This window comes from Hespellia stercorisuis DSM 15480 (assembly GCF_900142165.1).
GTDB classification, from domain to species: Bacteria; Bacillota; Clostridia; order Lachnospirales; family Lachnospiraceae; genus Hespellia; species Hespellia stercorisuis.
This window is the reverse complement of sequence record NZ_FQZY01000024.1, coordinates 54,638-62,034: the sequence shown is the minus strand read 5'-3', so window position 1 is coordinate 62,034 and position 7,397 is coordinate 54,638. Positions and strand designations below refer to the sequence as shown.

The following is a 7,397-nucleotide window of genomic DNA, read 5'->3' as shown; positions in this document are numbered from 1 at the left end:
AAAAGACCAAGGTACTAAATCTAATTGACAGACTTGTGAATTACAAGGCATCAGTCTGCTTATTTATAAAGAATCTCTGTGTTCCGTTTGATAATAACCTTGCGGAACGTGATTTGCGCATGATTAAGGTTAAAACCAAGGTCTCAGGATGTTTTCGCAGTGAGGAAGGCGCACAGGAATATCTTACAATCATGAGCTATATTGGGACTGCTCATAAGCATGGAATAAATGCTTTTACAGCAATCAGAGAAGCCCTTTTAGGGAATTCCGATATCATCTTTAACTAATGGAGTTCTGAACAGTTACAAAAGATCAATGATAGGTGACTCTCATCCCATATCACTGATCCTGTTTTTTAATAGCATACCATTGTTTTTTTCTTAACCCAACTCGGAAAACCACGGCAGCGCGCTCTGCGCATCACCGCATGCCACTCGGATTATTCTTCTTCAACAACCGCAATTCTCATCATATTGCTAACACCCTGTTTTGCCTTCTTTACATTTGGAGAAGGGATACCAGCTGTCAGTACAACAATATCTCCGATTTCGGCATACTGCTTGACGCTGACCAGCTCCACCGCTGCGCTGCAGATGTCCTCAGTCGTATCAAATTCAATCGATTTCAACGGAATCACACCCCAGAATATCTGCATTCTGCGAAGTGTTCTCTCGTTTGGGGAAACACCGATCAGCGTAGCTCTCGGCTTAAATTTTGATACAACTCTCGCTGTCGCTCCGGACACGGAAGGTGTGATAATACACTTTGCATTCAGGTTATCTGCCGCCGCCACGGATGAATATCCGATTGCGCTGGAGATGCTGTTTGTTTTGTGGCTGCCAGCCTGCTCAAGGAGCATATCATAGTCAAGATGTGATTCGGTATCTTTTACAATGTGAACCATCATGCGGAGTGCCTCTGTCGGATACTTGCCGGAAGCAGTCTCGCCGGACAGCATCACAGCATCCGTTCCGTCATATACTGCGTTCGCAACGTCACCCACCTCGGCTCTTGTCGGACGCGGGTTGCGGATCATGGAATCCAGCATCTGTGTCGCGGTGATAACCGGTTTAAAGTTATCATTACACTTTTTGATGATCATTTTCTGAAGGTACGGAACCTCCTCTGGCGGAATCTCTACCCCCAGATCTCCACGGGCAACCATGATTCCATCAGCCGCACGAATAATCTCATCAATGTTCTCAATTCCTTCTGCATTCTCGATCTTCGCAATAATCGGAATAAGCGGTGCATTGCACTCTCTCAGGAACGCTTTGATTTCCAGAATACACTCTGCATTACGAACAAAAGAGGCTGCGATAAAATCGACATCCTGCTCGGCACCGAACTTGATATCTTCTTTATCTTTCTCGGTGATTGCCGGAAGTCTGACCGGAACATTCGGCACATTCACTCCCTTACGCTCTCCAAGTTCTCCACCATTCTTGACCTTGCAGACAATATCTGTCTCTGTCTTACTCTCAACAACAAGTTCAATCAGTCCGTCATCTATAAGAATACGTTTTCCGGCTTCTACATCATTGACAAGCCCGTCATATGTAATGGAAACTTTTTCCTCAGTTCCCTCCATCTCGGTTGTCGTCAATGCAAATGTGCTGCCCTCCGTCAGAGTAATCTTCTTTCCATCCTTCAATACTCCTGTACGGATCTCAGGTCCTTTTGTGTCGAGCAGGATTGCGATTGGTTTCTTCGCTTCTTCACGGATTGCCTTTAACTGATCCATTCTGCCCTTCTGCTCTTCATATGTTCCGTGCGAAAAATTAAATCTTGCAATATCCATTCCGCTTTCAACCAGTTTTTTCATGATTGCTTTATCGTCACATCCAGGTCCCATCGTACATACAATCTTTGTTTTTTTCATTCATCTCTCCTTCTGATAATACCATATAGCCAATCTATTTCACATGTGTGTGTGTAAACAAATGATCCTGACAATACTCATAGTTGCCGCTGCACTTCGAGCAGAAACGAAATTCCAATGACGGATCGTCCAGCTCGGTCCTCCCACATACGGCACAACAATGCTTTGCACCGTTCGGTGCATTTACATTGGAACGTTTTGCCATCTTAATTGATCTTTTATACTCATTCCTCCGATGAATTTCTTTCGGCGAATGTGCCTTGAAATTGCGGGATGAGAAATAAAAGAGCAGAAAATTTAAAATGGAGACAAATGCTGCGACAGAACCTGCTTTATCGCCATACGTCGGCAGAAATCCCTGCAGGATCTCGAAACCAAACAACGCTGCACTTGCCCACGCAAGATACTTTACCTTGACCGGAAGAATCATAAATAATAAAAATTCCACATCCGGATAGAGCACTGCAAATGCAAAATAAAGCGAAAGATTCAGATATTCTGTTCCGAGAAGCATTACCTCTCCTGTAATCAGATAAATGGCCAATGCAGCCAGCACATGAAAAATAACACCGGTAAAGAAATACAGATTAAACCGGAAAGCTCCCCAGGCCCGCTCCAGACTCGTACCAATCATATAATACAGGTAAAGAACGAATACAATAAATATAATACTTCCACTCGGTGGCTGAATCAGAAACGTTACGATTCTCCAGATCTGCCCGTGCAGAATCGCCTGCGCATTCAGACAGAGATAGCGGATATAAAAACCCGGCATGACAAGATTGATCACAAAACCAACCCCGTATAAAATTATGACATACCACATCAGATTCGGAATGGCATATCTTCCAAACTTTTTTTCCAACTTGCTAATCCAGTTCACACATTTTCTCCTTAAATTTTGTTCTGTGATAATCTGCACCACACATGCAACCATTGTAACGTCACCGATTGGGTTTGTCAATTCAATCGAAATACTTTACTATATTTTCACAAAAACATACAAGAATCTAACAAAAATCTAACCATTTTTGATTATTGTCTTTTTTTCATTCTTGTCGTATAATGTAATGCAGTGTCGAGTTTTCTTTATAATAAGAAATCACTCCGTTTATAAATATATATAACACAACCAGATTATAAGCCCGAGGCCTCATGAAGGCATAACAGGCTTTATTTTATTAAGGAGATATCTATGAGTTTAAACGAATTACATACACTGGGAATTGATATTGGCTCCACCACAGTGAAGATTGCGATTTTAAATAACGAGAATGAAATTCTTTTTTCAGATTATGAGCGGCATTTCGCCAACATTCAGGAAACGTTATCTGACCTGCTCGGCCGGGCAATCTATAAGCTCGGTCCAATCCGTGTGTCCCCGATGATCACCGGATCCGGCGGTCTCACACTCGCCAAGCATCTTGAGGTTCCTTTCGTGCAGGAGGTCATCGCGGTTTCCACCGCACTGCAGGATTATGCACCGCAGACGGATGTTGCGATTGAACTCGGCGGCGAGGATGCCAAGATCATCTATTTTGAAGGTGGAAATGTGGAGCAGCGGATGAACGGTGTCTGTGCCGGCGGAACAGGCTCTTTTATCGACCAGATGGCTTCGCTTCTCCAGACGGATGCTTCCGGTCTGAATGACTACGCGAAAAATTATAAGGCACTCTACTCCATCGCTGCAAGATGTGGTGTATTTGCCAAATCTGATATTCAACCGCTGATCAACGAGGGGGCGACCCGCGAAGATCTGGCGGCATCCATTTTCCAGGCGGTTGTGAACCAGACAATCAGCGGACTTGCCTGTGGTAAGCCAATCCGAGGACACGTTGCGTTCCTCGGCGGACCACTTCACTTTTTATCAGAGCTGCGGGAATCTTTTATCCGCACATTAAAATTGGATGACGAGCATATTATCGCTCCTTATCACTCTCATCTTTTTGCAGCAATCGGATCTGCCTTAAACTCAAAAAAGGATCTGAATGTTCCGATTCAGGATATGCAGAACCGTCTGGCCGGGAAAATCAAGATGGAGTTCGAGGTAGAGCGTATGGATCCGTTGTTTGCCACCGAGGCAGACTTCCGGGAGTTCAAGGAGCGCCACGACAAGCATCAGGTTCCGGTAAAGGATCTTTCCACGTATAAGGGCAAAGCCTTTCTCGGAATTGACGCCGGTTCCACGACAACAAAAGCAGCTCTGGTCGGCGAGGACGGAACCCTGCTCTATTCTTTCTATCACAGCAATGACGGAGATCCGCTGGGGACAACAATCACTGCAATCAAGGACATCTACAGCCAGCTCCCGGAGGACGTTGAAATCGTGCACTCCTGCTCAACCGGTTACGGGGAGGCTCTGATTAAGGCTGCACTCCTGCTTGACGAGGGAGAGGTTGAGACCGTGTCACACTACTATGCCGCCTCTTTCTTTGAACCGGATGTAGACTGCATCCTCGACATCGGCGGACAGGACATGAAATGCATCAAAATCAAAAACCAGACCGTGGACAGCGTTCAGCTTAACGAAGCCTGCTCTTCCGGGTGTGGTTCCTTTATTGAAACCTTTGCCAAATCTTTGAATTACAGCGTGGAGGATTTTGCGCACGAAGCTTTGTACGCAAAGAATCCAATTGATCTCGGCACACGGTGTACGGTATTCATGAATTCCAAGGTAAAGCAGGCGCAGAAAGAGGGCGCGGAGGTTGCCGATATCTCTGCCGGTCTCGCTTACTCTGTCATCAAAAATGCGCTGTTCAAAGTGATCAAGGTATCTGATGCCTCTGAGCTCGGCGAGCACATCGTCGTTCAGGGTGGTACTTTCTACAACAACGCGGTCCTCCGCAGCTTTGAGACCATTGCAGGCTGTCAGGCTATCCGCCCGGATATCGCCGGAATCATGGGTGCCTTCGGTGCCGCACTGATCGCCCGCGAGCGCTACGTCGACTGTGAGGGCACAACGATGCTCTCCATCGAGGATATTGAGGCCTTTACCTACTCTACATCCATGTCCAAATGTAAAGGCTGCACAAACACCTGCCGCCTGACTGTCAATAAATTCAGCGATGGCCGCCGCTACGTTTCCGGAAACCGCTGTGAGCGTGGCCTCGGCAAAGAGAAAGCGACAAACAAACTGCCGAACCTGTTTGAATATAAGCTGCATCGTTATTTTGATTATGAACCTCTCCGTGATGAAGATGCTTACCGCGGCACCGTTGGAATCCCACGCGTGCTGAATATGTATGAGAACTATCCGTTCTGGTTCACATTTTTCAACCAACTCGGCTACAAAGTAGTGCTCTCCCCTGCCTCAACAAGAAAAATCTATGAGATGGGAATCGAGTCCATTCCCAGCGAGTCGGAATGCTATCCGGCCAAGCTTGCCCACGGACATGTGGAATGGCTGATCAAGCAAGGTATCAACTTTATCTTTTATCCCTGTATTCCTTATGAGCGTCAGGAATTTGAGGATGCCAACAACCATTATAACTGCCCGATTGTGACATCCTACCCGGAAAACATCAAGAATAATATGGATGCGATCGTGGACGGCAACGTTGATTTTATGAATCCGTTTTTATCCTTTAAGGATGAAGAAACGTTGTCTGTCCGTCTGATCCAGGAGCTGTCCGCCAAGTTCCAGATCCCGGCTTCCGAGATCAAATCGGCGGTGAATACTGCCTGGACTGAACTTGCAGCCTGCCGTCAGGATATCCGCACAAAAGGTGAGGAGGCTATCCGTTTTCTTGATGAAACCGGAAACCGCGGGATTGTTCTCGCCGGCCGTCCGTACCACATCGATCCGGAAGTGCACCATGGTATCCCGGAACTGATTAACTCCTACAACATCGCTGTGCTGACCGAGGATTCTGTCTCACATCTCCATCCGGTGGAACGGCCGCTGATTGTCATGGACCAGTGGATGTACCATTCCCGGCTGTACGCCGCGGCGAATTACGTGAAGACCAAGGACAATCTGGATCTGATTCAGTTAAACTCCTTTGGATGTGGCCTGGACGCTGTCACAACCGACAGTGTGGCCGATATCCTCACAAATTCTGATAAGATATACACCTCACTCAAGATTGATGAGGTCAACAACCTGGGAGCAGCCAGAATCCGTGTCCGTTCTCTTCTCGCGGCGATCCGTGTCCGTGAAGACCGCAAAACTGAGCGCGTGATTCACCCATCCAGCATCGAGAAGGTTGTATTTACCAAGGAGATGCGTGAGACTTACACGATTCTCTGCCCGCAGATGTCACCGATTCATTTCGAACTCATTGAGCCGGCCTTCAACGCCAGCGGATATCATCTCGAGGTGCTGCCAAATGACAACAAGTCTGCGGTGGACGTAGGCCTAAAATATGTAAACAATGATGCCTGCTACCCATCTCTTATGGTAGTCGGACAGATTATGGACGCACTCCTGTCAGGTAAGTATGATCTGAACAAAACTGCGGTCATCATGAGCCAGACCGGCGGTGGATGCCGTGCTTCCAACTATATTGGATTCATTCGCCGCGCCTTGAAAAAAGCCGGGTACGAACACATTCCTGTAATCTCCCTCAACCTGAGTGGTCTGGAAGAGAATCCGGGATTCAAGCTCACGCCAATGCTCGCGGTACGCGGCGTCTATGGTGCCGTGTTTGGAGATATTTTCATGAAATGTGTGTATCGCATGCGCCCGTACGAAGCTGTTCCGGGATCCACCAATGCGCTGCATGAAAAATGGAAAAAGAAATGTATCGTGTTCCTCACCGACGGATATCCGTCCAGGCGTACATTTAACAAGATGTGCAGACAGATTATTGAAGAATTTGATAATCTGGAAACGCTGGATATCAAGAAGCCACGTGTTGGAATCGTAGGCGAAATCCTTGTCAAATTCCTCCCTGCGGCGAACAATCATCTGGCCGAACTGCTGGAGCAGGAAGGCGCTGAGGCCGTGGTTCCGGACTTACTGGACTTTTTACAGTACTGCTTCTACAACCAGAATTTTAAAGCCTCTCATCTCGGAATGAAGCGATCATCAGCTGTCATCGGCAATCTCGGCATCAAAGCCCTCGAGTGGCTGCGTAAGCCGGCAACCCAGGCCTTCGCGGCGAGCAGACATTTTGATCCGCCGGCCCGCATTGAAAATCTTGCAGATATGGCCTCCGACATTGTTTCGCTTGGAAATCAGACCGGTGAAGGATGGTTTTTGACCGGTGAGATGTTGGAGCTGATCCATACCGGTGCGCCGAACATCGTCTGCACCCAGCCTTTTGCCTGCCTGCCAAACCATGTTGTGGGCAAGGGGGTCATCAAAGAATTAAGAAGACGTCATCCGGAATCCAATATCGTTGCAATCGATTTTGATCCGGGTGCCAGTGAAGTAAACCAGCTGAACCGTATCAAACTGATGCTGTCCACTGCGAATAAACATTTAGAAGAACAGGCATAAAAATAAGAGTGAAGCGACTGGAAACAGCTGCTTCACTCTTATTTAGTTCATAAAAGATAAACCTGGAATTTA

At 47.0% G+C, this 7,397-nt stretch carries 4 protein-coding genes; 2 read left to right on the top strand and 2 right to left on the bottom strand.

Going from position 1 to position 7,397, the window contains the following annotated elements:
* The coding region (locus BUB85_RS09500; RefSeq protein WP_143160693.1) for an IS66 family transposase at nucleotides 1–287 on the top strand (287 nt) is incomplete at its 5' end.
* A 152-nt stretch (nucleotides 288–439) separates the two neighbouring features.
* Here the strand turns inward: BUB85_RS09500 and pyk are convergent.
* A complete protein-coding gene (pyk, locus tag BUB85_RS09495; RefSeq protein ID WP_073109157.1) occupies nucleotides 440–1,882 on the bottom strand; it encodes a pyruvate kinase in 1,443 nt (480 codons plus the stop codon).
* 34 nt (nucleotides 1,883–1,916) lie between these two features.
* Nucleotides 1,917–2,765, bottom strand: coding sequence for a hypothetical protein (locus BUB85_RS09490; RefSeq protein ID WP_073109183.1), 849 nt, complete (start codon nucleotides 2,763–2,765; stop codon nucleotides 1,917–1,919).
* Between the two features lie 312 nt (nucleotides 2,766–3,077).
* Here BUB85_RS09490 and BUB85_RS09485 point away from each other — a divergent pair, with 312 nt between their 5' ends.
* Nucleotides 3,078–7,325, top strand: coding sequence for a 2-hydroxyacyl-CoA dehydratase (locus BUB85_RS09485; protein ID WP_073109154.1), 4,248 nt, complete (start codon nucleotides 3,078–3,080; stop codon nucleotides 7,323–7,325).
* Nucleotides 7,326–7,397: the final 72 nt, after the last annotated feature.